This is a genomic window from Acidovorax sp. Root217, from assembly GCF_001428645.1.
GTDB lineage: Bacteria > Pseudomonadota > Gammaproteobacteria > Burkholderiales > Burkholderiaceae_C > Acidovorax.
In genome coordinates this window covers 74,393-96,962 of sequence record NZ_LMIH01000007.1, presented here as the reverse complement: position 1 = coordinate 96,962, position 22,570 = coordinate 74,393, and the positions used below count along the sequence as shown (strand labels likewise).

General features: G+C 66.6%; 21 protein-coding genes. 12 read left to right on the top strand and 9 right to left on the bottom strand.

Features of this window, described 5'->3' with window-relative positions; genetic code table 11:
* The 5 genes from ASE31_RS07505 to ASE31_RS07485 form a co-directional block, all read right to left on the bottom strand.
* Nucleotides 1-2,691: DUF4347 domain-containing protein (locus ASE31_RS07505; protein ID WP_157412391.1), on the bottom strand; the 2,691-nt coding region annotated here is incomplete at its 3' end.
* A gap of 342 nt (nt 2,692-3,033) precedes the next feature.
* Nucleotides 3,034-3,480, bottom strand: coding sequence for a hypothetical protein (locus ASE31_RS07500; RefSeq protein WP_057200932.1), 447 nt, complete (start codon nt 3,478-3,480; stop codon nt 3,034-3,036).
* Between the two features lie 156 nt (nt 3,481-3,636).
* Nucleotides 3,637-4,191 (bottom strand): elongation factor P, encoded by a 555-nt coding sequence (gene efp / locus ASE31_RS07495; protein ID WP_057200931.1) that lies wholly within the window; start codon nt 4,189-4,191, stop codon nt 3,637-3,639.
* Between the two features lie 151 nt (nt 4,192-4,342).
* Nucleotides 4,343-5,446: an elongation factor P maturation arginine rhamnosyltransferase EarP gene (gene earP / locus ASE31_RS07490; protein WP_057200930.1), complete on the bottom strand. Its 1,104-nt coding sequence runs from the start codon at nt 5,444-5,446 to the stop codon at nt 4,343-4,345.
* On the bottom strand, nt 5,443-6,345 hold the full coding sequence (locus tag ASE31_RS07485) for a LysR family transcriptional regulator (RefSeq protein WP_057200929.1): 903 nt from the start codon (nt 6,343-6,345) through the stop codon (nt 5,443-5,445). Before ASE31_RS07485 ends, earP begins: the two co-directional genes overlap by 4 nt.
* 143 nt (nt 6,346-6,488) lie before the next feature.
* Here ASE31_RS07485 and ASE31_RS07480 point away from each other — a divergent pair, with 143 nt between their 5' ends.
* The 6 genes from ASE31_RS07480 (at nt 6,489) to ASE31_RS07455 (ending at nt 11,847) form a co-directional block, all read left to right on the top strand.
* The gene (locus tag ASE31_RS07480) at nt 6,489-7,694 is read left to right on the top strand and encodes a CaiB/BaiF CoA-transferase family protein (protein ID WP_057200928.1); all 1,206 of its coding nucleotides are present in this window, start codon (nt 6,489-6,491) and stop codon (nt 7,692-7,694) included.
* Nucleotides 7,691-8,713: a hydroxymethylglutaryl-CoA lyase gene (locus ASE31_RS07475; protein ID WP_057200927.1), complete on the top strand. Its 1,023-nt coding sequence runs from the start codon at nt 7,691-7,693 to the stop codon at nt 8,711-8,713. Before ASE31_RS07480 ends, ASE31_RS07475 begins: the two co-directional genes overlap by 4 nt.
* A 58-nt stretch (nt 8,714-8,771) precedes the next feature.
* Complete coding sequence (locus ASE31_RS07470) at nt 8,772-9,767, top strand: tripartite tricarboxylate transporter substrate binding protein (RefSeq protein ID WP_057200926.1); 996 nt, start codon at nt 8,772-8,774, stop codon at nt 9,765-9,767.
* A gap of 72 nt (nt 9,768-9,839) precedes the next feature.
* Nucleotides 9,840-10,826, top strand: a complete 987-nt coding sequence (locus ASE31_RS07465) for a tripartite tricarboxylate transporter substrate binding protein (RefSeq protein WP_057200925.1) — start codon at nt 9,840-9,842, stop codon at nt 10,824-10,826.
* Nucleotides 10,827-10,968: 142 nt separating this feature from the next.
* Nucleotides 10,969-11,397, top strand: coding sequence for a DUF2845 domain-containing protein (locus ASE31_RS07460; RefSeq protein ID WP_162261382.1), 429 nt, complete (start codon nt 10,969-10,971; stop codon nt 11,395-11,397).
* 57 nt (nt 11,398-11,454) lie between these two features.
* Complete coding sequence (locus ASE31_RS07455; RefSeq protein WP_057200923.1) at nt 11,455-11,847, top strand: hypothetical protein; 393 nt, start codon at nt 11,455-11,457, stop codon at nt 11,845-11,847.
* Nucleotides 11,848-11,921: 74 nt separating this feature from the next.
* Here the strand turns inward: ASE31_RS07455 and ASE31_RS07450 are convergent, their stop codons facing one another.
* Together ASE31_RS07450 and ASE31_RS07445 are read right to left on the bottom strand one after the other, a co-directional pair.
* Complete coding sequence (locus ASE31_RS07450) at nt 11,922-12,548, bottom strand: hypothetical protein (RefSeq protein ID WP_057200922.1); 627 nt, start codon at nt 12,546-12,548, stop codon at nt 11,922-11,924.
* A 103-nt stretch (nt 12,549-12,651) separates the two neighbouring features.
* Nucleotides 12,652-13,299 carry a TetR/AcrR family transcriptional regulator gene (locus tag ASE31_RS07445; RefSeq protein ID WP_057200921.1) on the bottom strand — a complete coding sequence of 216 codons (648 nt, stop codon included), beginning with the start codon at nt 13,297-13,299 and terminating at the stop codon, nt 12,652-12,654.
* 171 nt (nt 13,300-13,470) lie between these two features.
* On the opposite strand from ASE31_RS07445, the gene ASE31_RS07440 reads away from it, so the two are divergent.
* The 5 genes from ASE31_RS07440 to ASE31_RS07420 all read left to right on the top strand — a co-directional run bounded on the left by ASE31_RS07440 (nt 13,471) and on the right by ASE31_RS07420 (nt 20,469).
* Entirely contained in the window at nt 13,471-14,703 is a 1,233-nt protein-coding gene (locus ASE31_RS07440; RefSeq protein WP_235514333.1) for an efflux RND transporter periplasmic adaptor subunit, read from the top strand.
* A gap of 21 nt (nt 14,704-14,724) precedes the next feature.
* The gene (locus ASE31_RS07435; RefSeq protein WP_057200919.1) at nt 14,725-17,886 is read left to right on the top strand and encodes an efflux RND transporter permease subunit; all 3,162 of its coding nucleotides are present in this window, start codon (nt 14,725-14,727) and stop codon (nt 17,884-17,886) included.
* A 1-nt stretch (nt 17,887) separates the two neighbouring features.
* A complete protein-coding gene (adeC, locus tag ASE31_RS07430) occupies nt 17,888-19,306 on the top strand; it encodes an AdeC/AdeK/OprM family multidrug efflux complex outer membrane factor (RefSeq protein WP_057200939.1) in 1,419 nt (472 codons plus the stop codon).
* Nucleotides 19,307-19,730: 424 nt separating this feature from the next.
* Nucleotides 19,731-20,135: a VOC family protein gene (locus ASE31_RS07425; RefSeq protein WP_057200918.1), complete on the top strand. Its 405-nt coding sequence runs from the start codon at nt 19,731-19,733 to the stop codon at nt 20,133-20,135.
* A 28-nt stretch (nt 20,136-20,163) separates the two neighbouring features.
* Entirely contained in the window at nt 20,164-20,469 is a 306-nt protein-coding gene (locus ASE31_RS07420) for a hypothetical protein (RefSeq protein ID WP_157412390.1), read from the top strand.
* Nucleotides 20,470-20,569: 100 nt separating this feature from the next.
* Here ASE31_RS07420 and ASE31_RS07415 read toward each other — a convergent pair whose 3' ends face one another.
* Both ASE31_RS07415 and ASE31_RS07410 read right to left on the bottom strand, forming a co-directional pair.
* Nucleotides 20,570-21,292: a hypothetical protein gene (locus ASE31_RS07415; RefSeq protein ID WP_162261381.1), complete on the bottom strand. Its 723-nt coding sequence runs from the start codon at nt 21,290-21,292 to the stop codon at nt 20,570-20,572.
* Nucleotides 21,293-21,401: 109 nt separating this feature from the next.
* Nucleotides 21,402-22,007 (bottom strand): ATP-dependent Clp protease proteolytic subunit, encoded by a 606-nt coding sequence (locus tag ASE31_RS07410; RefSeq protein ID WP_057200915.1) that lies wholly within the window; start codon nt 22,005-22,007, stop codon nt 21,402-21,404.
* 113 nt (nt 22,008-22,120) lie between these two features.
* Here ASE31_RS07410 and ASE31_RS32460 point away from each other — a divergent pair.
* Nucleotides 22,121-22,570, top strand: a 450-nt coding sequence (locus ASE31_RS32460; protein WP_235514332.1) for an RNA polymerase sigma factor, incomplete at its 3' end; no start/stop codon positions are given.

Genomic DNA, 22,570 nt, shown 5'->3' with positions numbered 1-22,570 from the left:
GGTCAGGTTGTAGCTGCCAGCCTGGCCGGTGAGGGACAGCTTGGATACATCGATGGCATCACCCGTCACCATGCCCGTGGCGGTCACTGACAGGGTGCCGGTGGCCGCATCGTAAGTGGCCGAGGTGAGGGTGGGCGAGACCACGTTGGAGACGGTGATGCCGTTGCCCGTGGTGTCTGCAATGACCACAGCGGCATCGGCGCCAGCGGCCCAGTCTTCTGCCGCAGCCAGGTTGTAGGTAGTGCCGCCAGAAGACTGGGTACCGTTGGCGTTGATCACGGTGCGCAATGCCGACTGGTCCGCGCCAGACAGGACGACGGTGAAGCTGGTGCCCGACGTGATCTCCACGCTGGCCGTGGTCAGTGCGTGGGATGCGCCCCCCTGCCCGACGAGTGCCAGCTTGCTGACGTCGATGTCGTTGGTGGCGCCATTGAGCTTGAGAAAGCCGGTGCCTGTGACCACCAGGGTGCCGGTGACCGAGTCGTAGGTAGCCGATGTGATGGTGGGCGCGGGCACGTTGGCGACGGTGACACCATTGCCCGTGAGGTCGGCGACCACCACGGCGGCATCGGCCCCGGCAGCCCAGTCTTCTGCGGCGGCCAGGTTGTAGGTGGTGGCGCCGGTGGAGCTGGTGCCGTTCTTGTTGGCGATCTGGTTGACGGCGGCTCGGTCGGTGGCGCTCAGGGTCAGTGTGAACGCCGTGTTCGATGTTGAATTGATATCGACATTGGCCGTGTCGGTCAGGGTGTAGGTGGCACCGCCTTCGCCGGTGAGGGTGAACTTGTTGGCGACGATGTCGTTGTTGGCGCCCGTACGCTGCAGAAGGCCGGTTCCAACGAAATCGAGAGTCCCGGTCGACGCGTCGTACGTGGCCGACACAATCGTTGGTGCAGGCACATTCGAGACAGTCAGCGGGTTGGTGGCGTCGGCGATGTCGCCGTTCGTGATCGTGCTGTTCCAGTCATCGAAGGCGACGACGTTGTAGGTCGAGCCACTGGAGGAAGTCGCGCCAGTCTTGTTGAGCAGGCTGTCAACAATGATCCGGTCGTTGCCGGACAGCTGCACCGCAAAGCTGGTGGCATCCGTCACTTCGACATTGCTCGATATCACCAGGGTGCGGCCCGTGCCGCCCTCGCCGACGATCCGCAGCTTGTTCACGGTGATGTCATTGGTCGCGCCAACGACCTTGACCAGACCGGTGCCGGTGACGGTCAGTATTCCGGTGGCAGCGTCGTAGCTTGCCGAAGTGATGGTGGGGGCGGTGACATTGGAGACGGTGATGCCGTTGCCGGTGAGGTCGGCGGCGGCGGACGCCGTGGTATCCCAGTTGGCAGCGCCAGCCAGATTGAAAGTGGTGCCGCCGGCGGCCGAGGTGCCGTTGTTGTTCAGCACGCCATTGATGGCCAGCTTGTCTGCGGAGTTCAACGTCACGGAAAACGCCGTGGCGCTGGTGGCCGTGGTGTTGGCGGTGGTCAGGGTGTAGCTGCCGCCCTGGCCGGTGAGGCTGAGCTTGGTGACGTCGATGGTGTCGCCGGTGGTCATGCCGGCGGCGGTGACCGACAGGACGCCGGTGGAGGCATCGTAGGTGGCGCTGGTGATGGTTGCGGGTGGCACTGCAGCCGCCACCACGATGTCGTCGATGTAGATCGAGATATCGGCAGCGCCGTTCTGCTGCACGATTCGCACTTCGTCCACGTACTGCCACTGGGAGCCCGATACCGAAACGGTGGTGTTGCTGCCGAATGCCGGTGCCGTGAAGTTCTGCGTGGCGCCCGAGACGGCACTGCCGTTCAGGTAGCCTACGAGCCGATAGGTGTTGGCACCCCCGCCGTTTTCCACGGTGATGGAGACAAAGGAAAACTCCTCGCCCGTGGTCGCCTTGAGCACCCCCGCGGCCTGGGTACCGCTGGAAGCAGCGACATAGGTGCCGTTCAGGACTGCCGCGTGGTCGCTGCCCCCGTCGGCCATGGACGTGTCGGTGCTCAGTTGCGTCACGTCGACATACCCCCCGGCATCCTGGGTTCCGGCGCTGTTCAATAGGGTGAATGTCCAGCCATTGATCGGGCGTGCCACCCCGGTCGTGCCCTGGCTTTGGCCGGTACCGCCATTGACGGCGACCCCGTTGAAGTTCTCGCTGACCGGCGCTGCCAGCAAGCCGTTGTAGGATGCCGGCCCCTCGATGGCGGGGGTATGGATGGCGCCGTGCTGGCGCCCCAGCACCCAGTCGCCGCCCAAGGCTGCCGCACCGGTGAGGTTGGTCGATGCGGCAACGCTGGCACCGAAAAGGTCTGACAGGGTGCGCAGTAGTGCAGCGCCCGCAGCGCCTGCCCCTGAGTGGCAGCCATAGAGCAGTACGTCACCATCGTCTGCGAGGGCGGCACCCATGGAGCGCAGCAGGTCGGCATGGACAGGCGCGTTGCCTGCATCCAGCACGGTGGTTCCCCAGTGCAGGGTTCCCTGACTGCCATGCGATAGCACATGCAGCGCATCCACGCCGCTGCGCCCCTGCAGGTACACCGCCATCTGCGACAGACCGTCCTGCCAGCCATCGAGCACCACCACTTCGGCACCTTCGGGTGCGGCGGCCGCCAGCATCTGCCAGTCGTGCAGGTCATCGAACACGAAGACCAGCTCAACAGAGTCGCGTGTGCCCGGTGGCTGGTAGTTGTCGGTGGCGTTCGGGCTGGTCATGGGCGTTTCCTCATGGATGTGGCAGACCTGCTGCCCGCCGGAGCGGGGCGGTCGCCATGTGTTCTGGATTGACGGGGGCCCGTGGGGCACAGGCCTGACAAGACCTGCAACGGCACTGCCGCGTGGTGCACGGCATCTTGGAACATGGGCGGGTCACAGCGGGCGACGGGTGCGTGCATGTTGAGGGGCCCTGCCCATCATCAGGTGGGGCACCCCTGCTGCGGTCGCACACTGTGAAACCGGTTTTACCAGAAAGCAAGTCATTTACAAACGAATACTCTTCGTTGGATGCCCGTGCTGGTATATACCCCGATGCGACAGCCCCATCGCGCCTGACGCAGCTCAACGCGGCTGCAGCACCCGGTCCGGGTCGCTGCGGTACAGCGCAAAAAATTCGTTGAGCGAGCCCGCTACCCGCACGGGGGGGCTGTCTGCGCTCAACGGGCCGGCAAAAACTTCGGAGCGGCCATCTGCCGCCGTGCGCAGGCGAAACACCTGGCTGTGGGTCAAAAAGTCTGCGAACTGTACGCCCCATTCGGAGGGCGGGCCCTGGTTGGCACGGCTGACTTCGTCCAGCGACCACAGGCGCCAGAACTCGCCGTCCATGGTGACCATGCCGCCCAGGGTGGCGTACAGGGTGAGCACTTCGGGCGTGGCAGGCTGGCCCAGTTGGGCAAACAGCGCCTGAACCTGCGCAGGATCGCCAGGCGGCAGCATGTCGACCCCATCGATGCGCCACCGGGGGAGGAGTGCGGTGAGGTCGGTGGCGAGGTCGGCGGTGGGGTCCATGGCAATGATTGTGCGCGAGGCCTGTGACGCTCGCAAGAAATCGCTGGGCCGGAGGCGGATCGGGCTGCCGGGCCCGCGCCGTGCAGGGGGCACCAACAAAAAAGGCTTCCCGGAGGAAGCCTTTTTCGGAGGTCTTGCAGGTGGGCCTGCAGAACCTTAAACGCGCTTGCGGTACTCGCCGGTGCGGGTGTCGATTTCGATCTTGTCGCCTTGCGAGACGAACAGGGGCACGGGCACTTCGAAGCCGGTGGCGATCTTGGCGGGCTTCAGAACCTTGCCGGAGGTGTCGCCCTTGACGGCGGGTTCCGTCCAGGTGATTTCGCGCTCGACGCTGGTGGGCAACTCGACCGAGATGGCCTTGCCGTCGTAGAACACCACTTCCAGCGTCATGCCGTCTTCCAGGTAGTTCAGTGCGTCGCCCATGTTCTCGGCTTCGACTTCGTACTGGTTGTAGTCGGTGTCCATGCAGACGTACATGGGGTCGGCGAAGTAGGAGTACGTGCAGTCCTTCTTGTCCAGGATCACGTTGTCGATCTTGTCGTCGGCCTTGAACACGTTTTCGGTGCCGAAGTTGCCGATCAGGCTCTTGAGCTTCATGCGCACGGTGGCTGCACCGCGGCCGCCACGGGCGTATTCGGTCTTCAGGACGACCATGGGGTCCTTGCCGTGCATGATGACGTTGCCGGCGCGGATTTCTTGAGCGATTTTCATAGCAGTTTGGTTGCTTGGGTTGGGGGCCGCTCAACGCGCTGGCCGCACGCCCCTGGGGGCTGTGCAACTGGCCGGCGCATGTTCCGCGGCGGGATTGCGCGGGGTGCGGGCACTTTTGTACCGCGCCTCGATTTGCGCAAAGCCTCGGATTTTACCTTTTTTCCGCGATAAATCCTACCAACTGGCCCACCAGGTCGGTTTGTTGCGCCAGCCGTGCGCGCGCCGCCTGCACGCAGGCGCTCCACTCGGCCAGGGTTTCATCATCTGGAATGGTCAGCGGGCCGTGGCCGGGGATGCCGTTCCACGCCGCGTGAAAGTCGCGCAGCGAGGCCGGGGCCTGCAGCCAGTCGAGAAACGCGGCCAGCTTGGCGTGGTGGGCGTTATCGTCTTGCGGGTAGATGTGCCAGACCAGGGCCTTGCCGGCCCACAGGGCCCGCACCAGCGAGTCCTCGCCGCGCACGGCGTTGAAGTCGCTGGCCCAGAGCAGGTCGTCGAAGCCTTGCTGGTCGGTGGGGGCCAGAAACTGCAGTTGCAGCGGGCCATGCTCTGCCGGCAAGGTGGCGAGCGCGGCCTGTACCGCCAGCGTGGCGCGCCCTGGCGTGACCAGCAGGCGGGTGTGTGTGGTGCCGGGCCGGATGGCCTGGGCCAGCAGCGCGGGCAGGGCGGCGGGCTCATAGCAGAACAGCGACATCCATCGCTGGGGATGGGTGGCTGCCGCAGGCTGGCCAGCGCGCCAGGCGGCGGCAAAGCCGGGCGGGCGCTGGTCCAGCAGGCCGCTCTCTCGCAGCAGGCCGCCCGTGGCGGGGGTGAAGCCGGGGTAGAAGAACCAGCGCGTCCAGCCAGCAGCCGGGCCCGACATGATGAGCGAGGGCAGGCGGTGGTTGCGCTCCACAAAGCCCTCGGCCGAGAGGTATTCGAGATTGATCCACACGGGTTGGCGCTGGCCTTGCGCACGCCCCACTGCCCAGGCGAGGAAGGTCTCGGGGATCTCGCAGCCGAAGGCCTCCACCAGCACATCGGGCGCGGCCTCGTGCGCGGCGGGCATCTCGCCGCCCCAGCGGCGCAGCTCAACCCCCGGATGCCCGGCCGGCGCCATCCAGGCCAGGGCCGAGGCATCGTCCACCCACAGGCGCACGCGCTGGCCGCGCGCGGCCAGCTGGCTGGCCAGGCGCCAGCACACGCCGATGTCGCCGTAGTTGTCGATGACCTGGCAGAACACATCCCACTGCAGCGGGGGCAGGGCAGGGGCCGTCATGCGGCAGGCCCTTCGGCAGGCGCACGCAGGTGGTCCACCAGCAGGCGTGCCACGCTTGAGAGCGATTCTTCCGAGCGCACGCACAGCACCAGCTGGCGCTGCGACCAGGGTTCGTTCAAGGTGACCACGCGGATGGGCTGGCTGCCCTTGTACAGCGCGGCACTGCCGCGCGGCATGACGCCCACGCCCAGGCCGGCCGCGATCAGCAGGCACAGCGCGTCGTAGCTGGTGACCTGCATGCGCAGGCGCAGCGGCAGCCCGGTCTCGGCAGCGGCCTTGGTGAGCTGGTTGTTGATGGCGCTGCCGGGGTGTGCGCCCACGAAGTCGTAGGGCAGGGCGTCGGCCAGGCGCACGGACTTGCGCCGCGCCAGCGGGTGGTCGCGTGGCACCACCAGTGCCAGCTCGTCGGTGCGGTAGGGCAGTTGCACCACGCGGTCGCCATAGTGGCCGTGGTTGAGGATGCCGATGTCGGCCGCGTTCTCGGCCACCGACTGGGCGATGGCGGTGCTGATCTGCTCCTGCAGGCGCACGTCCACCTGCGGGTGCAGGGCCATGAAGCTTTGCAGCTGCGCCGGCAAAAACTGGCTGATGGCCGAGATGTTGGCCACCACGCGCACGTGGCCGCGCAGGCCGGCGCCGTAGTCGCGCATCTGCGTGGCGATGCCGTCCAGGTCGTTGAGCACGCCGCGCGCCAGGTTCAAGAGGGCATAGGCCGCGGCCGTGGGCTCGGTGCCCTTGTTGCTGCGGGTGAACAGCGCCACGTGCAGGGCGTCTTCCAGGTCGGCCAGGCGCCGGCTCACGGCCGATGCGGCCAGGTGCTCGCGCGCGGCGGCGGCGGCGATGGTGCTTTCTTCCATCACGGCAACGAACAGGCGCAGGGAGACGGGGTCGAGCTTCATGCAACCAATGTTAACTGCCATGCCGAAACGCGATGGTGGGCTGTCATAAGAGCGTTTTGCCCGCGGGGGTTCTTTGCGCATCATGCGGGGGCAACACAGGCAAGCCTGATCCCGCAGGCTGCGACATTGGAGACAGGAACACGATGGGTGCAACACCTACCGCCGCCGCCCTGCAGGGCGTGCGCGTGATCGAGATGGGCCAGCTGATCGCCGGCCCCTTCTGCGGCAAGACGCTGGGCGACTTTGGCGCCGAGGTCATCAAGATCGAAGCCCCGGAATCCGGCGACCCGCTGCGCAACTGGCGCCTGATCAAGGAGGGCACCTCCGTCTGGTGGCAGGTGCAGTCGCGCAACAAGCGCTCCGTTGCGCTCGACCTGCGCCAGAAGGAGGGCCAGGACATCGCCCGCCAACTGATCGCCGAGGCCGACGTGCTGATCGAGAACTTTCGCCCCGGCACGCTGGAGGGCTGGGGTATGTCGCCCGAGGAGCTGCACCGCATCAACCCCGGCCTGGTGATGCTGCGCATTTCGGGCTACGGGCAGACTGGCCCCTACCGCGACCTGCCGGGCTTTGGCGCCATCGGCGAGGCCATGGGCGGGCTGCGCCACCTGACGGGCGAGCCGGGCCGGGTGCCGGTGCGTGTGGGGGTGTCAATTGGCGACACGCTGGCGGCGCTGCACGGCGCCATCGGCGTGCTCACCGCGCTGTACCACCGCAAGGTCAACGGCGGGCAGGGCCAGGTGATCGACGTGGCGCTGCACGAGGCGGTGTTCAACGTGATGGAAAGCCTGATCCCCGAGTACAGCGCCTTCGGCGCGGTGCGCGAGGCGGCGGGCAGCGCGCTGCCGGGCATCGCGCCATCCAACGCTTACCCGTGCACCGACGGCTGGGTGCTGGTGGCGGGCAATGGCGATAGCATCTTCAAGCGGCTGATGCAGGCCATCGGCCGGCCCGACCTGGGCGCCGCCCCCGACCTGGCCGACAACGCCGGGCGCGTGGCGCGGGTGGACGAGATCGACGCCGCCATCGGCGCCTGGAGCGCAGCGCTCAGCGTGCAGCAGGTGCTCGATGCCCTGGGCACCGCCCGCGTGCCCGCCGGCAAGGTCTACACCGCGCGCGACATCGCCGAAGACCCGCACTACCGCGCCCGCGACATGCTGCTCACGCAGCAGACGCGCGACGGCTACAGCGTGCAGGTGCCGGGCATCGTGCCCAAGCTCTCGGCCACGCCGGGCAGCATACGCACGAGCGCGCCGCACCTGGGCGATGACACCGACGCCGTGCTGGCCGAGGCGGGCCTGACGGCCGAACAGATTGCGCTGCTGCGCAGCAAGGGGGTGATCCAATGAGTGCCGCAACCCAACAATCTGGCGCATGGGGTGGTGCCGGCAAGCACATCCACATGCAGGAGGTGGGGCTGCGTGATGGCCTGCAGATGGAAAGCGCCTTCGTGCCCACCGAGGACAAGATCGCGCTGGCCAATGCGCTGTCGGATGCCGGGCTGGCCAAGATCGAGGTGACCTCGTTCACCTCGCCCACGGCCATCCCCGCGCTGCGCGATGCCGAGGTGGTGATGCGCGAGATCACGCGCCGCCCCGGCACCGTGTACACCGCCCTGGTGCCCAATGTGCGCGGGGCCGAGCGGGCCATCGAGTCGCGTGCCGACGAGCTCAACCTGGTCATGTCGGCCAGCGCCACGCACAACATCGCCAACCTGCGCATGACGCAGGAGCATTCGTTCGCCGCGCTGGCCCAGGTGGTGGCCACGGCGCAGGCCGCGCGCGTGGCGGTCAACGTATCGCTGTCGTGCGTTTTCGGCTGCCCCATGGAGGGCGAGGTGGCGCCCGAGGCCGTGTTCGGCTGGGTGCAGCGCTTCGTGGACCTGGGCGTGGGTGGCGTCACGCTGTGCGACACCACGGGCATGGCCTACCCCACGCAGGTGGCGGCCCTCACTGCGGCGGCGCGGGCGCGCTGGCCGGGCGTGGAGTTCACCCTGCATTTTCATAACACGCGCGGCATGGGCCTGGCCAATGTGCTGGCTGGCATCAGCGCCGGGGCCGACCGCTTCGACGCCTCGCTGGGCGGCCTGGGCGGCTGCCCCTATGCGCCCGGCGCCAGCGGCAATGTGTGCAGCGAGGAGATCGTGCATGCGCTGGACTGCATGGGTTACGCCACCGGGGTGGACCTGCCCCTGCTGCTGGCCGCCGCGCAGCGCCTGCCCGCGCTGATCGGCCACGACATCCCCAGCCAGATCGCCAAGGCCGGGCCGCGCCTGGCGCTGCACCCGGTGCCGGGGGATTTCGAGGCCATCAAGGAAAGGGCGCTGGCGCGCGAGAAAGAGCTGTCGGGAGGCGGGCGCGTCGCATAGCCCCACCACTCTTCAGCGCTGTTCTGGTTCATTCAAAGAAACGACAGGAGACAAGACCATGAGCGATTCGAGATCCTATTTCCGCCTGCCGCGCAGGCTGGTGTGTGCCGCCCTGTTGTGCGCCACGGCCTTTGGCGCCGCCGCGCAGGATGCGGGCAAGTTCCCCGGCAAGGCCATCACCGTGGTCGTGCCCCAGGCCGCGGGTGGTGCCAACGATGCGATTGCGCGCGTGCTGGCGCAAAAGCTCAGCGAGCAGCTGGGCCAGCCCGTGGTGGTGGACAACCGCCCTGGCGCGGGCGGCAATGTGGGCACGGCCTACACCGCCAAGACCAAGGCCGACGGCTACACCCTGCTGGTGACGGCCGACAGCGCCCAGGTCATCAACCCCTGGCTGTACAAGAGCGCGGGGTTCGACCCGGTCAAGGACTTCGAGCCCGTAGCGCCCCTGGCCACCGCGGGTTATGTGCTGGTGGCGCACCCGTCGTTTCCGGCCAAGAACATGGCCGAGCTGATTGCCGTGGCCAAGGCCAGCCCTGGCAAGTATTCAATAGCCTCTGCCGGCAACGGCACGCTGAACCACCTGATCGGCGAGATGCTGCAAAAGGCCGCCGGCATCGAGCTGCAGCACATCCCCTACAAGGGCTCGGCCGCCGCTGCCACCGACGTGGTGGGTGGGCAGGTGCCGCTGTCGGTGCAGAGCCTGCCGTCGTCCATCGCCTTCATCAAGGCCGGCAAGCTCAAGGTGCTGGGCGTCGTCAACGAAAAGCGCGTGGCCGCGTTGCCCGACGCACCCACCATGGGCGAGACGCTCAAGGGCTTTGGCCAGACCCCGTGGTACGGCATGTTCGCCCCCGCCGGCACGCCGCCCGCCGTGGTCGCCCTGCTGCAGGCCGAGGTGGCCAAGGCCCTGGACAACAAGGACGTGATCGACAAACTGGCCAACGTGGGCTGCGAGCCGTTCAAGGGCACATCGGCGCAGCTTGGCACGCTGGTCAAGGACGACCTGGCGCGATGGCACAAGGTGGTTCAGGACACGGGCGCGAAAGTCGATTGACGCCCGCGCGCCCCATTCCATTCGAGATTCATTGGCAGCTGAAACAACTGAGACAACGGAGACAAATACCTCATGACAACCACCCGCAAACAATTCGCCCTTCTTGCCGTGGCCGCACTGGCCATGGGCCTGGGCGGCAGCAGCGCCTTTGCCCAGGGCGGCGCCTACCCCGCCAAGCCCGTCACCCTGGTCGTGCCCACGGCCGCAGGCGGCACCACCGACCTGTCGGCCCGCATGCTGGCGCAGGCGCTGGGCCCGGTGCTGGGCCAGTCGGTGATCGCCGACAACAAGGGCGGCGGCAACGGCTCCATTGCGGCCAGCGCCGTCAAGCGCGCCGAGCCCGATGGCTACACGTTGCTCATGCAGTACTCGGGCTACCACGTCATCTCGCCCCACCTCACCAAGCAAAAGCAGTGGGAGCAGAGCGACTTCCAGCCCGTGGCCAACGTGATCTCGGCCCCGCAGATCATCGTGGTGCGCAACGACCTGCCGGTGAAGACCCTGGCCGAGCTGATTGCCTACGCCAAGGCCAACCCCGGCAAGCTCAACTACGCCTCGTCGGGCAACGGCTCGCTGCAGCACGTGACCGGCGCCATGCTGGAGCAGCAGGGCGGCGTGAAGATGGTGCACGTGCCCTACAAGGGCACCGGCCCCGCGCTGCAGGACCTGCTGGGCGGCCAAGTGGACCTGACCTTTGGCACCGCGCCGCCCTTCATGCCCCACATCGCCGCCGGCAAGCTGCGCGTGCTGGCCGTCACCGGCAAGGAGCGCCTGCCCAGCCTGCCCGATGCGCCCACCACGGCCGAGGCCGGCTACCCCAAGGTGGATGCCACCTCCTGGTTCGCCGTGTTCGCCCCCGCCGCCGTGCCCAAGCCCGTGATCGACAAGCTCGCAGCCGACATCCGCACCGTGGTGCAGAGCCCCGCCTTCAAGCAAAAGGCCCAGGAGCAGGGCGCCACGGCCGACTACCAGACGCCGCAGCAATTGGGTGACAAGGCCAAGGTGGAGCTGGCGAACTGGGCGACGGTGGTCAAGACCTCGAAGATAGAAGCCGAGTAGAGCGGTTTGGTCAACGCGTCTGCACGCTCACCCGTTGAGCAGGCAGGCTGCAAGTGCCAGAAGGGCCCGCCTCGTGCGGGCCTTTGTCATGGGGGTGTCTTTCAGCGTCAAACTTCCGCATCTGTTTCGCATCCAAACGACCATGCCGCTGACCCACGCTCACTCTCTCGGCCATGCCATGGTCCACCGCATCCGCCGGTCACTGGCGCTGCCCGGCGCCTTGCTGCCCCTGGCGGCCATCGCCATCGCCTGCACCCTGTCTCCGATGAAAGAAGCCCGTGCCCAAGGCCTGGGCTGTGGCGGCCTGCTGGTGGGGGTGGGCGATTCGCGCGCCAGCCTGGTCATGAAGTGCGGCCAGCCGTTTGCCACCGACACCGTATGCATCCGCGTCCCGCGTGTCGTGTGGACCGTGCCCCTGCACCCGCGCGAGGCGCCGCGCCAGTATGTGACCGAACAGTGCGACTACGTGGACGAGTGGACCTACCACCGCGGCCCGGGCAACTTCATGTCGGTGGTGCGGCTGCAGAACGGGGTGGTGGCGCAGATACGGGACGGGGCGCGGGTGCCGTGACCGGGCGCCTCTGGTACTTCATGGGGCAGGTCCCGCATCGAATGCAAAATTCATCCCATGCCAACGACCCCACTACAGTGCACCATCCTCGTCGCGGCGGCAATGGCGTCGGCCACGGCTGCTGCGCGGACATACAACGACTACCTCGTCGTGAGCGAGGCCAAGCAGGCGGCTGCCGAAGCCCTGCCTGATCCCAAGAGCGTGCGGTTTCGCGGTTTGTTCCTGTCGGAGCATGGTGATTCCAAAATCACGCTGTGTGGCGAGATCAACGGCAAGGACCGAACGGGCAGGTACACGGGGTTCAGGCGCTTCCTGGTCGAGGACACACTGGACTCGATGTTCGACCCCCAGGCGGGCCCGGGGGCAACGCCGGGGGAGGCCATGCTGCAGGGGATTTTTGGCCGCGTCCACCAGCGGGTGTGCTCCAACAAGGTCAAGGATGTCCGGTAGGGCAAGGGATTGGCAACAGGCCCATCGGCTTCGCGCGGCCCCATCACCGCAATGCGCGGTTCACTGCCGGCAGCTCACTGCTCATCCTGCGCATAGATCTGCGGCGCCACGCCGAACACCCCCGCCAGCAGGTCGCGCACCTGCGCGTAGCGGGGTTGCCTGGGAATGAGCTCCACCATGCGCGGCGGGCAGGGCCGCAAGTTGATGAAGATGCCGAACTGGCACAGGCACATGAACGACACTTCGGGCATGGGCGCGTTGTCCCATTTGAGCAGCGCATTGCCCTCGCGGGCCGCGTCGATGACCAGCTCCATCAACGTACGCACCGGGTGGCCGGCGGGCAGGGCGAGTTGGTAGCCGTAGTCTCCTTCGATGGTGGACCAGTCGTAGAGCTTGTCCGTGAAGGGCAATGACCGGTTCTGGTAGGAGCTGTAGTGCGCAACGACCTCGTCTGCCGAGCCGAAGGTGATGGTCTGGAACAGGTCGTAGAAATGGTCGCCGACGATGTCGGGGTCCACCTGGGCATCTTCTTCGGGGGTGCGGGGGGTGTTGGTCAGGTCGCTTTGGAAGAAGGCATCGATCTCGGGGCGCAGGGTGTCGAGGGACACGTAGCCTGCGCTGATCAGCGCGTTCAGCAAGCTCTTGAATTCGGCGGTAGTCATCGCCTCGAAGTTGGGTTTACCCAGCACCACACCTGTCATCGGGAATCCTTGTCAATAAACGGAGAATATTTTCGTCTGTTTGCAGGGTCACCGTGCTGAGGGGCCGGGTGTGCAGTGTGACCCTGGTCGCCGCTGAATTTTGCTATCTCTCAGCATCATCGTTGCAGTGCTTTGTTGCCGATGGCGGCGCATACGCCCTGGCAAAAGTGGCCAGCGCACGCTCGGCCACACCTTGCATCTCCTGCTCCGTCAGGGGTGGCGGGTTGCGGTAGTACCAGCGCAGCTGGGTTTCTGCGTTGAGCAGCGCGAACAGCTGCAGCGCCGCCACATGTGGGTCCTCCGTGCGCAGGTGGCCGTTGTCCATGGCAGCGCGAAAGAACTCCGCCAGTTCCCAGGCGCCCCGTTTGGGCCCTGCCTCGTAGAACAGCTCGCCCATGTTCGAGTGCCCCGCCTCGGCCAGCACCATGCGGTGGGTGGCCAGCATTTGCGGGCTGCACAGAAACTGCACCAGCTTGTTGCAGAAGCTGCCCAGCACCCCATGGATGCCGCTGCGGATGTCGTGGGCCGCCAGTTCATCGAAGGCGGTGCGGATGTGCCTCTCGCCCGCTGCCAGGGTAACCGCCTGAAAAAGGGCCTCCTTGGACGGGTAGTAGCCGTAGATGGTGGATTTGGAGCCCCCGATGCGGCGAACGATCTCGGCGATGGAGGCGCGCTCGAAGCCAAGTTCCAGAAAAACCTCCGAGGCGACCTCCAGGATCGCCTCGCGGCGCGCTTCCGTCCGGACCTTCATGTTGTCTCCTTAAGTGTACTGATGGGTCCATTTTTGCTTGACAGGCGGACTGTGTCAATTCGATAATTAACAATACCGTACCGTTCGGTACAGTTAAAACCTTCATTTTTGACCTTTTTGTGTCTGCCTGGCATTGCGAGATGCCTGGGCCCAGGAGCTCTTTCCATGCGCATGCATACCGCTATTCAACGACCCGTGGCCTGGATGGCTGCCGTTTCAGCCCTGGCGCTGGCGGCCTGTGGCGAAGCACCCCAGCCCCCTGCCGCGGGGGGCCAGGGCGTCCCCCAGGTCAGCGTGGTCACCGTGCAGCCCCAGCGCCTGCCGCTGACGACCGAGTTGCCGGGCCGTGTCGCCCCCGCCCTGATTGCCGAGGTGCGGCCCCAGATCACGGGGCTGGTGCTGCAGCGCCGCTTCAAGGAGGGCAGCGACGTGAAGGCGGGCGATGTGCTGTACCAGATCGATCCTGCGGTGTACCGCGCCAATGTGGACAGCGCCCAGGCCACGCTGTCCAAGTCCGAAGCCAATCTGGTCACGGTGCGGCTCAAGGCGGGGCGGTTCAAGGAGTTGGCTGCCATCAAGGCGGTGAGCCAGCAGGATGCGGACGATGCTGCTGCTGCGCTGCTGCAGGCCGAGGCGGAGGTCAGCTCCGCCAAGTCGGCGTTGCAAACGCAGCGCATCAACCTGGACTACACCCGCATCACGTCGCCCATCAGTGGGCGCATCGGGCGCTCGGCGGTGACGCCGGGTGCGCTGGTGACGGCGAACCAGTCCAACGCCCTGGCCACGGTGCAGCAGCTGAACCCGATCTATGTGGATGTGACCCAGTCCACGACCGCACTGCTGGCGCTCAGGCGGTCCATGGATGCGGGCACTCTCAAGAGCGGGACGGCCAAGGTACGGCTGGTGCTGGAGGACGGCAGTGTCTATGCGCAGGCCGGAACGCTGCAGTTTTCCGACGTGACGGTGGACCAGGCCACCGGGGCGGTGACCTTGCGCGCCGAGTTCCCCAACCCGCGTGCCGAGCTGCTGCCCGGCATGTATGCGCGCGCCGTGCTGGAAGAGGGCGTGCTGGAGCAGGCCTTGCTGGTGCCGCAACCGGCTGTGGGCCGCGATGCCACGGGCCAGCCCTATGCCTTCGTGCTGGGCAGCGATGGCAAGCTGGAGCAGCGTGCCTTGGTCACCGACCGCGCGGTGGGCGAGCAGTGGCTGGTGCGCGACGGGCTCAAGGCAGGCGACGTGGTCGTGGTCGAGGGCCAGCAAAAGGTGCGCGCCGGCCAGTCGGTGCAGCCGCAGCCCTACGCGCCTGCCCCATCGCACAAGTCGGCTGCCACCCAGAAGGTGGCGACCACCAGCACCGCTGCTGCCGCCCCCGGCGCTACCGCTGCCACCGCCGCGGCCCATTGAGCACCGCCAACAGAGACCACCATGGCCCGTTTTTTCATAGACCGCCCCATCTTTGCATGGGTGCTCGCCATCATCACGATGCTGGCGGGCGTGATGGCAGTGCTCACGCTGCCCATCGCCCAGTACCCCACCATCGCGCCCCCTGCCATCGCCATATCGGCGTCCTACCCTGGTGCATCGTCCAAGACGCTGGAAGACACCGTCACCCAGGTCATCGAGCAGAAGATGAAGGGGCTGGACCGGCTGTCCTACATCGCGTCGAACAGCGAGTCGTCGGGCAACGTGACCATCACCCTGACCTTCGAGAATGGCACCAACCCGGACACCGCCCAGGTGCAGGTGCAGAACAAGCTGGCCCTGGCCACGCCGCTGCTGCCGCAAGAGGTGCAGCAGCAGGGCGTGCAGGTCACCAAGTCGGCGAACAATTTCCTGAACGTGCTGGCCTTCGTCTCGGAGGATGGCAAGCTCAATGGCTCCGACCTGTCGGACTATGTGGCCGCCAACGTGCAGGACCCCATCAGCCGCGTGGAGGGCGTGGGTGACACCACGCTGTTTGGCTCGCAGTACGCCATGCGCATCTGGCTGGACCCCAGCAAACTCAACAGCTTCAACCTGACACCGCTGGATGTGAAGGCCGCCATACAGGCCCAGAACGCGCAGGTATCTGCCGGCCAACTGGGAGGCCTGCCATCGGCCGCCAATCAGGAACTCAATGCCACCATCACCGCCCAAACGCGCCTGAAGACGGCCGATGAGTTTGCCGCCATCTTGCTGCGCACGCAGGCCAACGGCGCAGCCGTGCGGCTGAGCGACGTGGCACGGATCGAGCTGGGCAGTGAGAACTACGCCACGGTGGCCCACTTCAACGGCAAGCCCGCCGCCGGCCTGGCCATCAAGCTGGCCACGGGCGCCAACGCACTGAACACCGTCAAGGCGGTGGATGCCAAGCTGGAAGAGCTGTCCAGGTTCTTCCCCCCCGGTGTCAAGGTCATCAAGCCGTATGACACCACCCCGTTCGTGCGCATCTCCATCCAGGAAGTGATCAAGACGCTGGCGGAGGCCGTGGTGCTGGTCTTCGTGGTGATGTACCTGTTCCTGCAGAACTGGCGCGCCACGCTCATCCCCACCATCGCCGTGCCGGTGGTGCTGCTGGGCACCTTTGGCGTGCTGGCTGCGTTTGGCTATTCGCTCAACACCCTGACCATGCTGGCGATGGTGCTGGCCATCGGCTTGCTGGTGGACGATGCCATCGTGGTGGTCGAGAACGTCGAGCGGGTGATGGGCGAAGAGGGGCTCTCGCCGCTGGAGGCGACCCGCAAATCCATGGGGCAGATCACGGGCGCCCTGGTGGGCGTGGCGCTGGTGCTGGCTGCCGTGTTCGTGCCGATGGCGTTTTTCGGTGGTTCCACGGGCGTCATCTACCGCCAGTTCACCGTCACCATCGTCTCGGCAATGACGCTGTCGGTGCTGGTCGCCATGGTGCTCACGCCGGCCCTGTGCGCCACCCTGCTCAAGCCGGTTCCCAAGGGCCATGCGCTGACGGACAAGGGGTTCTTTGGCGCCTTCAACCGCGCGTTCGACCGCAGCAACCGGGGCTACCAGGGCGTGGTGCAGCGCATGCTCAAACGCGGCGGGCGCTGGATGGTGGGCTACGCCATCGTGGTGGTGGCCGTGGGCTTTGTGTTCACCAAGATCCCCGCCGGATTCTTGCCCGACGAAGACCAGGGCACTTTGTTCGCCATCGTGCAATTGCCACCTGGCGCCACCCAGAAGAACACGCAGAAGGTGCTCGAACAGGTGCAGCACCATTTTCTGGAAGAACAAAAGGACGCCGTCGACGCCATCTTCACGGTGGCTGGCTTCAGCTTTGCGGGCAGCGGGCAGAACACGGGCTTCGCGTTCATCAAGCTCAAGGCCTGGGATGAGCGCACGGCGCCTGGCCTGAAGGCACAGGCCGTGGCCAACAAGGCCATGGGCGCACTGTCGCAGATCCGCAATGCCTCGGTCTTTGCATTTGCGCCCCCTGCTGTGTCCGAGCTGGGCAATGCCAGCGGTTTCGATCTGATGCTGCAGGACCGGGGCAACCTGGGCCACGCGGCACTCATGCAGGCGCGCAACCAGCTCTTGGGGGCCTTGATGAAAGAGCCCGGCCTGGTGGCCGTGCGGCCCAACGGCATGGAGGACGCACCCGAGTTCCGCCTGGAGATCGATGAGCACAAGGCGGGCGCGCTGGGGCTGTCGATGGGCGACATCAACAACACCTTCTCCGCCGCCTGGGGCAGCAGCTACGTCAATGACTTCATCGACAAGGGCCGTGTGAAAAAGGTCTTTCTGCAGGCCGATGCAGCCCATCGCATGTCGCCTTCGGACATCGACAAATGGTACGTGCGCAACAGCAGCGGCACGATGGTTCCGTTCAGCGCGTTCTCGACCTCGGGCTGGATCAGTGGCTCGCCCCGGCTGGAGCGTTACAACGGCGTGCCATCGGTGGAAATCATGGGCATGGCGATGCCCGGCGCCATGTCCAGCGGTCAGGCTCTGGACCTGGTGGAGCGCCATGCGGCCGATTTGCCCGCTGGCATCGGCTTTGAGTGGACCGGCGTGTCGCGCCAGGAGCGGGAGGCCGGTGGCAAGGCTTCGCTGCTGTATGCGGTGTCCATCCTGGTCGTGTTCCTGTGCCTTGCGGCACTGTACGAGAGCTGGTCGATTCCGTTTTCGGTGCTGCTGGTGGTGCCGCTCGGGGTGCTGGGCACCCTGGTCGCCGCAGTGCTGACCTGGAAGATGAACGACGTGTACTTTCAGGTCGGCCTGCTGACCACGGTGGGACTGGCGTCCAAGAACGCGATCCTGATCGTCGAGTTCGCCAAGGAGTTGTATGCCAAGGGCATGCCGCTGGTCGAGTCGGCCATCACCGCCGCGCGCATGCGGTTGCGACCCATCCTGATGACCTCGCTGGCGTTCATCCTGGGGGTGCTGCCCCTCATGCTGAGCAAGGGCGCGGGCGCCGGTGCGCAGAACGCGCTGGGTACTGCCGTGGTGGGGGGCATGGTGTCTGGCACGGTGCTGGCCATCTTCTTCGTGCCGCTTTTCTTCGTGGTCGTGCAACGGCTTGTCGGGCGCAAAAACCAGGCCCCCTCGGATGCTTCGCACGCTGGTGCACCTGTTCTTTCGGAGGGCCACTGACATGCCTCGTTCCCTGACCCTGACCCTTGTGGCTGCAGCGCTGCTGCTGAGCGGTTGCGCCAACCTGGCACCGCATTACGAGCGGCCCGCTGCCGTGGTGCCGGCGGTGTACCCCGCCGCGTCGGCCGATGGCCCGGCTGATGTACCGGCCATGGCCAGCCTGGTCTGGGGCGATTTTTTTGCAGATGCCAAACTGCGCCGCCTGATCGAGCTGGCACTGGCCAACAACCGCGATCTGCGCGTGGCCATCCTCAACATCGAGCAGGCCCGCGCGCAGTACCGTGTGCAGGACGCGCAGATGCTGCCCAGCATCAACGCTGCGGGCAGCGGCACTGCGGCGCGCACGCCGCCCGGCCTGTCGGGCACGGGCGCGGCGGTCACCAGCCACCAGTACAGCGCCAATCTGGGGGTGAGCGCCTATGAACTGGACCTGTTTGGCCGCGTGCGCAACCTGAGTGATCAGGCGCTGCAGCAGTTTCTGGCCACTGAGCAGGCGCGCCACGCCACCCAGATCAGCCTGGTGGGCGAGGTGACCACCGCCTACCTGACCTGGGCAGCCGACCTGGAGCGGCTGGCCCTGGCCTGCGAGACCTTGCGCAGCCAGGGCGAGTCGTACCGGCTGACGCAGACGCGCTTTGAACTGGGCGCGGCGTCTGCCCTGACGCTGCGCCAGCTGCAGACCAGTGTGGAGAGCGCCCGCGTGGACCTGGCCCGCTATACCGGCCAGGTGGCGCAAGACCGCAACGCCCTGGCGCTGCTGCTGGGCGCGCAGGTGCCCCAGGCGCTGGAGCCCGACGCCCTGGGCGACACACTGAATGCCTTGCCCGAGTTGCCAGCGGGCGTGCCGTCGGACCTGTTGCTGCGCCGGCCCGACCTGCTTCAATCGGAGCACCAGCTCAAGGCCGCCACCGCCAACATCGGCGCTGCGCGGGCGGCGTTCTATCCACGCATCAGCCTGACGGCCACGGCCGGCAGCGGCAGTGCAGACCTGTCGGGCCTGTTCAAGGCGGGCTCGGGCAGCTGGAGCTTCATCCCGCAGATCAGCCTGCCCATTTTTGACGGCGGGGCCAACCAGGCCAATCTGGACAGCGCCGTGGCTGCGCGCGACATCGCGGTGGCGCAGTACGAGAAGGCCATCCAGACCGCGTTTCGCGAGGTGGCGGACGCGCTGGCGCAACGCAGCGCCGTCGGCGATCAACTGCAGGCGCAAACTGCGTTGGTGCAAGGCAGTGGCGAGGTGCTGCAGATGTCGCAGGCCCGCTTTGACCGGGGGGTGGACAGCTACCTGGACGTGCTGGACGCGCAGCGCACCTGGTACAGCGCGCGCCAGGCTCTGATCGGCACGCGCCTGGCACGGTTGAGCAATGGCGTCACCTTGTACAAGGCGCTGGGGGGTGGCTGGTCGACCCCGCAGTCGTGAATGGCGCGCGGGGCGGCGAACGCCGTGGCGAGTGGCGCCAACGTGACGCGTGGCAGCCCATCACGAGCGCCCTTGCCACGCAACCCCATGGGCATTGGCCGGCAGCGCTTCTCAGCGGCCTTGACCGGGGTGGAAATGCGCCCCGGGCCTGCCTTGCCGCATCCCACTGGTGGGTGAAACACGCCAGGCAAACCCGGGGACAAACCGGCAAGCCACTGGGCCCTTGCGGGCCCTCTCCCTACTTCCTCTCTTCTTTGTTAACGATTGTAGAAGCGGGGGTCGGTCTTGGCAGGCACCCAAATGGGGGAGGTGGCAACAGCCGTTGCCGTGCTCTGGGCTGCTGCGCGCGTTGGTGGGGTGGTGCCCCAGGTGGCTCTAGCCTTCGTTTATGCTGGGTGTCCGATCTTTGGGGGGCCCCGCCGCCATGCTGAGCTATATCACCCTGGGTGCGAACGATATGCATGCATCCGACCGCTTCTACTCTGCGTTGCTGGGGCCGCTGGGTTACCGCAAGCAGGTCGATAGCGAGGGCCTGACGTTCTCGCTGCCCGAGCAGGCCAGCCATGCCGGCGGCCCCTGCGTCGTTTATGTCAAGCCGCCCTTCGACGGAAAACCGGCAACCGTGGGCAATGGGTCGATGGCGGCGTTTCGCACCGGGTCGCACGACAGCGTGCGGCGGGTGCACGCAGCGGCGATCGCAGCCGGCGGAACCGACGAAGGCCCGCCCGGGTTCCGCGCCGCGTACAGCAAGAACTTCTTTGTCGCGTATGTCCGGGACCCGGTGGGGAACAAGATTGCGCTTTTCTGCAATGAAGTTCCCCATGCATAGGGCCCCCGGCACCGAGAAATCCACAACCATGGATATCCAGGTCACCCGGCAGGCCTGCTGCTCTGCCGACGACCAGGCGGGGCCGCTGCAAGCCGTTTACTCGGTGGACGAGCATTGCACCCTCGCGGATCTGGTGGAGGGCATCCGGGTGTCGAAATTCCTGCAGTTTTCATCCACGCACAACCGGCTGTCTGGCCTGGTGCAGGGGGCATGTGTGGTGGAGGTGTTTGCAGGGTGGGGCAGCAAGCCGGAGTTTCATGTGGACCCGGCGGCGTCGGTGGGCTCCGTCATCGGCTTGCACACGTTGGACTTTTGCTTTCTACATGCCCAATAGAAGCGGGCCGCAGCTATCTGGCTCCTGCCGTATGCAAAAAAGGCGCGCAACCGCACTGCAGCCTTGGCATCGATCACCGCATCTGCGACGCCGATGGTCGCTACGCCGCGTCGGGCTCCATCTGCACGTTCCAGGCGTCCACGATTTCTGCCAGCTTGGGGCTGCGCTTGGTGCCGATCTGCAGGCCTTGCGATATCGCGGCGACGATGTGTTTGGCGCCCAGGTCCAGGCTGGGGGGCGCGTCTGCGGCGCTGAGGATATCCTTGGCCCGCAGCAGCAGCACCCCTGCCTCTGCGATCAGATCAGTTTTGTCGATCTCGAAAAAGTCGTCGCGGATGGGCTTGTGCTTGTCGAGCCGCGTCTTGATCGCGTCAGAAAATAAATCGGGCACCGCCTTGTGCAGGCTGAGAAAGAACTTCTCGTTCGCCTGCAGGGAGCTCAGGGTGTGCCGGTACCTGGTGGGCAGGTGGGGCGCGTAGGTGCGGATGGCCGTCGCCAGCTCTTGCTGGGCGCCGACCCGGGCGGCGACGCCCGTGGGGGATTCGAACGCTTCGCGGATCAGCGCAAGCTTGGCCTCCGACGCCTGAAGGGCCACCCGCAACTGCCCCACATGCTGCTCGTAGCGGACTCTGTTGAAGGCCGTGCCTTCGTTGATTTCGTACAGCTTCCAGCTGAGCGCGCCGCAGGCTGCCAGGGCGGCAACGATCACAAAGATCACGATAAGCGCTGTTGACATGCGGGGGCCGGATGGGTGGGTGGATGAATCTGCGGAGCATACAGGTTGTGCAGATTGGGCGATGTAAGCAGGCTTCAGGCGCAGCAAGGCAGTTGGGGCCGAATACGCCGCAGGGGCTTGCGTCACTGCGTGCAGTCGGGCCGCAGGGCGCTCCCCGGTCGCTCGCCGCGTGCGCCCATTGAGGCCAGCGCTGGCTTCAGGCCCTGCGCAGCTCGGTCTTGCGCTCGATGACCCGCGACACCAGCCCGTACTCCACCGCCTCCTCGGCCGAGAGCCAGTGGTCGCGCTCGATGTCGGCCAGCACCACTTCGATGGGCTTGCCGGTCTCGCGGGCGATGGTGCGGGCAATGCGCTCGCGGGCCTTGACGATTTCGCGCGCCTGCACGGCGATGTCGGTGGCCTGGCCGCCGGCGCCGCCGCTGGGCTGGTGGATCAGAAAGCGCGTGTTAGGCAGGCAGTAGCGCCGTTCGCGTGGCGCTGCCAGGTACAGGTGGGTGGCGGCGCTGCCGACCCAGCCGGTGCCGATCATGTTCACCGGCGCGGCGATGAAGCGCACGATGTCGTGGATGGCGTCGCCCGATTCGAGGTGGCCGCCTGGCGAGCTGACGATGATGTCGATGGGCTCGGGGCCCTCGGCATCCAGGGCGATGAGGCGGCGCGTGACGTCGGCCGCGGTCACGTCGGTCACGGTGCCGAAGATCAGCAGGGTGCGCGCCTTGAAGGCCTTTTCCTCCAGGTAGGAGGTGCGCGGCTCGGTGGCGCTGGAGGGTGGGGGAGGGGTGTCGTCTGCGGCGTAGTACATGGAATGGGTCTTTCGGTTGAGATGAACTGCCTTGACGAACGAGCCTGCGGTTTCGTGACATGGCCCGTGTGGCCGCGCCAGCAGAGTGCGCGGTGCTATGGCAAGATTTGTGGATGCTTGATGACCGCCACCACCTGCCCCTGACAGACCCATCCTACCGCCGCAGCCTGGTGCGTGCCGCCGCGCGCCTGCTGGGCCCGGCAGAGGCCGAGGATGCCGTGCAGGATGCCTATGTGCGCGTGCTGGAGGCCGATGCCGCCACCATGCGCGGGCTTGGTGCCGCGCAGGCCTGGCTGCACACGGTGGTGCGCAACCTGGCCATCGACCGGCTGCGGCGCCGGCAGTGGATGCAGCAGTGGCTGGCCGAAGTGGCCGGCCGCGATGGCGGCACGGAGCGGGCGTCGTCGCCCTCGGCCGAGTCCGAGGCGTTGCTGGCGCAGCAGGCCACGCACGCCCTTCGCATGCTCGCGGCCCGTTTGGCGCCAGCCGATGGGGCCGCAGTGCTGCTGTACGAGGTGTTCGAAGCCAGCCATGCTGAATTGGCCCAGGCCGGCGGCAAGACC

Excerpts from the sequence above, each read along its gene's own strand:
- ASE31_RS07500 (WP_057200932.1), bottom strand. The coding sequence starts at position 3,480 with ATGGACCCCACCGCCGACCTCGCCACCGACCTCACCGCACTCCTCCCC.
- efp (WP_057200931.1), bottom strand. The coding sequence starts at position 4,191 with ATGAAAATCGCTCAAGAAATCCGCGCCGGCAACGTCATCATGCACGGC.
- earP (WP_057200930.1), bottom strand. The coding sequence starts at position 5,446 with ATGACGGCCCCTGCCCTGCCCCCGCTGCAGTGGGATGTGTTCTGCCAG.
- ASE31_RS07485 (WP_057200929.1), bottom strand. The coding sequence starts at position 6,345 with ATGAAGCTCGACCCCGTCTCCCTGCGCCTGTTCGTTGCCGTGATGGAA.
- ASE31_RS07480 (WP_057200928.1), top strand. The coding sequence starts at position 6,489 with ATGGGTGCAACACCTACCGCCGCCGCCCTGCAGGGCGTGCGCGTGATC.
- ASE31_RS07475 (WP_057200927.1), top strand. The coding sequence starts at position 7,691 with ATGAGTGCCGCAACCCAACAATCTGGCGCATGGGGTGGTGCCGGCAAG.
- ASE31_RS07470 (WP_057200926.1), top strand. The coding sequence starts at position 8,772 with ATGAGCGATTCGAGATCCTATTTCCGCCTGCCGCGCAGGCTGGTGTGT.
- ASE31_RS07465 (WP_057200925.1), top strand. The coding sequence starts at position 9,840 with ATGACAACCACCCGCAAACAATTCGCCCTTCTTGCCGTGGCCGCACTG.
- ASE31_RS07460 (WP_162261382.1), top strand. The coding sequence starts at position 10,969 with ATGCCGCTGACCCACGCTCACTCTCTCGGCCATGCCATGGTCCACCGC.
- ASE31_RS07455 (WP_057200923.1), top strand. The coding sequence starts at position 11,455 with ATGCCAACGACCCCACTACAGTGCACCATCCTCGTCGCGGCGGCAATG.
- ASE31_RS07450 (WP_057200922.1), bottom strand. The coding sequence starts at position 12,548 with ATGACAGGTGTGGTGCTGGGTAAACCCAACTTCGAGGCGATGACTACC.
- ASE31_RS07445 (WP_057200921.1), bottom strand. The coding sequence starts at position 13,299 with ATGAAGGTCCGGACGGAAGCGCGCCGCGAGGCGATCCTGGAGGTCGCC.
- ASE31_RS07440 (WP_235514333.1), top strand. The coding sequence starts at position 13,471 with ATGCATACCGCTATTCAACGACCCGTGGCCTGGATGGCTGCCGTTTCA.
- ASE31_RS07435 (WP_057200919.1), top strand. The coding sequence starts at position 14,725 with ATGGCCCGTTTTTTCATAGACCGCCCCATCTTTGCATGGGTGCTCGCC.
- adeC (WP_057200939.1), top strand. The coding sequence starts at position 17,888 with ATGCCTCGTTCCCTGACCCTGACCCTTGTGGCTGCAGCGCTGCTGCTG.
- ASE31_RS07425 (WP_057200918.1), top strand. The coding sequence starts at position 19,731 with ATGCTGAGCTATATCACCCTGGGTGCGAACGATATGCATGCATCCGAC.
- ASE31_RS07420 (WP_157412390.1), top strand. The coding sequence starts at position 20,164 with ATGGATATCCAGGTCACCCGGCAGGCCTGCTGCTCTGCCGACGACCAG.
- ASE31_RS07410 (WP_057200915.1), bottom strand. The coding sequence starts at position 22,007 with ATGTACTACGCCGCAGACGACACCCCTCCCCCACCCTCCAGCGCCACC.